At 64.7% G+C, this 2,425-nt stretch carries 2 protein-coding genes; both read right to left on the reverse strand.

Going from position 1 to position 2,425, the window contains the following annotated elements:
* Positions 1 to 10 precede the first annotated feature (10 nt).
* Positions 11 to 1,660 carry a recombinase family protein gene (locus V8J39_RS23475; RefSeq protein WP_336463399.1) on the reverse strand — a complete coding sequence of 550 codons (1,650 nt, stop codon included), beginning with the start codon at positions 1,658 to 1,660 and terminating at the stop codon, positions 11 to 13.
* Between the two features lie 477 nt (positions 1,661 to 2,137).
* A partial coding sequence (locus V8J39_RS23480; protein WP_336463400.1) for a hypothetical protein occupies positions 2,138 to 2,425 on the reverse strand: 288 nt, incomplete at its 5' end.

Below are 2,425 nucleotides of genomic sequence, written 5' to 3' on the forward strand. Positions count from 1 at the left end.
ACCATAAACTCTACAAGTTGATCAGCCTCCTCTCGCAGGAGGCTTTTTGCTTTCCCAGTTCACGCTCACCCACCACCGCCAGTTCGAGGATATGGATCAGCGAGCCCTGCAGGTCGATGCGCGGCAGCCGTCGTTTGCCGGGACCCGGGATGGGCGTGACCGTGATCCGATCGATCAGTCCGCGCAGCAACTCCTTCGCTTCACCCTCGTGCTCGGGTTCCGACAGTGCCGCGACCAGCGCAGTGACCCGCTGATGGTAGGTCTTGGCAATGCCGGGGTGGAGCAGGGTAGGGGAGCTCTTCTTTCGCCTGGCGATCTCGGCCAGCTCGGCTTCGAGAAGGGCCTTCCGCGCCTCGAGCTGCTCCAGCCGGACATTCAGCGGGCCCGCTGTCATGCCGTTGAGAAGAGCCGTCACCAGCTTGTCCTGGTCGCGCATGATCTTGTTCAGTTCGCGCTGCTTGCCAGCGCCATCGTCGACGCAGGTCGACGCGAGACGATTGCGTTCAGCGATGTATTCCTCGACGAAGACGCGCGTGAGGTCGGGATCGACCAGTCGGTTGGACAGCGCGTTCAGGATGCGGCCATCCATGTCCTGCCGCGTCACGGTGACCGTGTTGTCGCAATAGGATTTGCCCTTGTTGCGGGCGTTGCTGCAGCCGAAGCGATCCGTGCCGACCGTCGAGAAGCCGCCGCCGCAGTTGCCGCACTTCATGAGGCCTGTGAGCAGGAAGCGCGGTTTGCGGCGTTCCCAGGCTTCGACCATGGTGTGCTTGATCTTGCGGCCGTCCTGGCGGTCCTTCACCTGCTGCCAGAGTGCCTCCGAGATGATCCGCAGCTCGGGGACCTCTCTGATGACCCATTCAGACTCCGGGTTGGGTCTTGCCTGCCGACGGCCGGTCTGGGGATCGGTCACGAACGTCTGGCGGTTCCAGATCAGCCGGCCGATGTAGAGTTCGTTGTTGAGGATCCCGGTGCCGCGCTTCGGATTGCCGTGGATCGCGGACTTGTCCCAGGCCCCACCCCGCGGACCGATCGTGCCTTCCGCATTCAGCATGTCGGCGATCTTGTTCGGCGATTGGCCCGAGAGGTAGCTCTCGAAGATCCGGCGGACCACGGGAGCCTCGTCTTCGTCGATCTCCCGCTCGCCGCGGCGGATCTCGCCATCCTCGCCGATCTCCCGCAGGACGCGATAGCCGAAGGCATTGCCGCCGCCCGACTTCCCGCGCTCGACACGGCCACGGAGGCCGCGATGGGTCTTCGCCGCGAGGTCCTTGATGAACAGGTGGTTCATCGTGCCCCGCAAACCGATGTCCAACTCGTCGACCGCGCCTTCGGACAGCGTCACGATCGAGACGCCCGCGAAGTTCAGATCCCGGAAGACGGCGGCGGTGTCGGCGAGGTTGCGGCTCAGGCGATCGAGGCCTTCGACGATGATGACGTCGAACCTGCGGCTGCGCGCATCGGCGATGAGGTTCTGCATGCCCGGCCGCAGCAGGGTCTTCCCGGAGACGGCGCGATCCTCGTAGGTGCCGACGATCTGATAGCCTTCGCGGTCGGCGCGCTCGCGACAAAGCCGGAACTGGTCTTCGATCGATGCGGGGCGCTGCATGTCCGAGGAGTAGCGCGCGTAGAGTGCGGCACGGAGGGCGGGCTTCGTCATGGTCATCTCCTGTGCGGTGCGTGGGGCGCGCTCAGGCGGCCTCGGACGCATGGTCGGTGCGGGCGGCGTCGCGCGCGAGCGCGCGAACCAGGGCGATCAGAGTGTCACGGCGGTCTGCATGGCCGCGCGGATCCGCAAGCGACGATGCGGGTGAGATGGCGGAGGAGGGCGACGTCGTCGCCTCCGATCCCGCGATCTGTGCCCGCCTGGCCGCCATGACATGCCTCTCCCGTGCCCACGCGCGAGGCTCTCGCCGCGGGTGATGTCGCTCTGAAATTGTCCGGGTTGGGTCCGGTGCTGCTCATGACCATCATACCTCATCGGGATTGGCTGGGGGGAGACGTCGCGGCGCGAAAACCACTCTCACAGGCCGCGAAGCGCTAGAAAATGTGGAAAAACCCGGTCTTGGAAACGCGCCAGCCCCATCGCGGGCCTCTCCGCGACATCGGAGCCGCCGGCCCCGCGCGGAACCGTTCTTCACAGACAGAGAATTATCCGGATTTTTGCCGCCGACCGCGCGGCGGCGATCAGGTGCGTGGTTGGGCGACCAGCTCCGCTGGAGGAGAAAAAGGCTTCAGAGCGAGAGCCAGGATCTGGAAAACGCCGCGGCAGCGGCAGGATAGATACCGAAATATCCCCCAATAGCGCCGCCACCGGCGGTGCCACATGTCTCTTCTCGAAGACAAAAATATCGAAAGAGCCGCCGGAAGGCGGCAGTCTGCATTCTTCCTCCAATACCGGAAGATAGAAGAAGCGGCCGGATGG

The organism is Frigidibacter sp. MR17.24, assembly GCF_037095655.1.
In the GTDB taxonomy this organism is placed as follows: Bacteria; Pseudomonadota; Alphaproteobacteria; order Rhodobacterales; family Rhodobacteraceae; genus Frigidibacter.

Excerpts from the sequence above, each read along its gene's own strand:
- V8J39_RS23475 (WP_336463399.1), bottom strand. The coding sequence starts at position 1,660 with ATGACGAAGCCCGCCCTCCGTGCCGCACTCTACGCGCGCTACTCCTCG.